Here is a 1,491-nt window from a genome sequence, read left to right on the forward strand (position 1 = left end):
CCGGCGAGGTCGGGGGAATCGTGGCGACGGAGTCGGAGGCCTCCGCGTTGATCGTCCTCTCCGCGCCCGTCGACGGCGTGATCGAGCTCTACGTCTTCCCGGCCGGGGACACGCCCGAGGACGCGACGAGCAGCGCCGCGGTCGCCGTCCGCGTGTACGAGTACGTGGACGTCCCGGGCGGGTCGGGCGCACCGCTCGGTGCCGCCGCGGTCGACGGCGTGGAGCCCACCTGGGACTCCGAGCGCTGGCGCGGATGGCTCGAGGGCCTGGTCACGGACTGACCCGAGGGTGGCGGCCGATCGGCGACGAAACATCGACGTCGGGTGCGACGATGTCCACCGAGACAGCAGTACTGTGTCGGGGAGCACCAGCCGTGCGCCGACCACGAACCGCACGAACAGCACACCGACGAGGAGCACCATCTGCAATGGCGGATTCCAACGACACCGTGACCATCGCGACCAGCGAGGGCGCGCCCGGCACGACCCTCCTGGGCATCGGCGCCTACCGTCCACGTCGCGTGGTGAGCAACGAGGAGATCTGCGAGACGATTGACTCGAGCTCCGAGTGGATCTACGAGCGCTCTGGGATCCTCAACCGCCGCGTGGCGGAGCCGGACGAGACGATCGTCTCCATGTCGAGCGAGGCCGCCAAGAAGGCCGTGGCCTCCGCCGGCATCGATCCGGAGCTCATCGACGCGGTGATCGTGTGCACCTCCACCAACTGGACGCAGGTGCCGCACGCGGCTCCGCAGGTGGCCACCGATCTCGGCCGCAACGGCATCGCCGCGTTCGACCTGACCGCCGGCTGCGCGGGGTTCGGCTACGGCCTGGCCGTGGCCACCACCATGATCCGCGGCGGCGGCGCCCGGTACGTCGTGGTGGTGGGCGTGGAGAAGATGACTGACGGCATCGACTTCTCCGACCGCAACACCGCCTTCATCTTCGGCGACGGCGCGGGCGCCGTGGTGGTGGGCCCGTCGGAGACCAATGACGTCAGCCCGGTGGTGTGGGGGTCCGACGGCGAGAAGGGCGACGCCATCCGCCAGACCAAGGACTTCAAGCAGTACGTGGACGAGGTCGATGCCTCCGCGGCCGCCGCGCGCGAGGAGGCGGTGCTCCAGCCCTACCTGGTCATGGACGGCTCCAAGGTGTTCCGCTGGGCCGCCGTGCAGGTATCCAAGGTGTGCGCGCAGACGCTGGAGACCGCGGGCGTGACCGCCGAGCAGATCCAGGCGTTCATCCCCCACCAGGCCAACGGGCGCATCAACTCGGCCATGGCCAAGCACCTCGGACTCCCCGACTCGGTGGCTATCGCCAACGACATCGAGCAGACCGGCAACACCTCCGCCGCCTCGATCCCGCTGGCGATGGAGGCCATGCTGCGCGACGGCGAGGCCCAGCCCGGTCAGGTCGCGCTGTGCATCGGCTTCGGCGCGGGGCTGTCCTACGCCGGCCAGGTCGTGCGTCTGCCCGCCGCACCGCCCGTCGA

1 protein-coding gene and 1 pseudogene are annotated in these 1,491 nt (G+C 70.4%); both read left to right on the forward strand.

Going from position 1 to position 1,491, the window contains the following annotated elements; translation table 11 throughout:
- Positions 1–281, forward strand: a pseudogene (locus G6018_RS06830) (SRPBCC domain-containing protein); the annotation flags it as partial.
- 146 nt (positions 282–427) lie between these two features.
- Positions 428–1,491, forward strand: a 1,064-nt coding sequence (locus G6018_RS06835; RefSeq protein WP_182639225.1) for a beta-ketoacyl-ACP synthase III, incomplete at its 3' end; no start/stop codon positions are given.

Source organism: Dietzia sp. DQ11-44 (genome assembly GCF_014145205.1).
Classification (GTDB): Bacteria; Actinomycetota; Actinomycetes; order Mycobacteriales; family Mycobacteriaceae; genus Dietzia; species Dietzia natronolimnaea.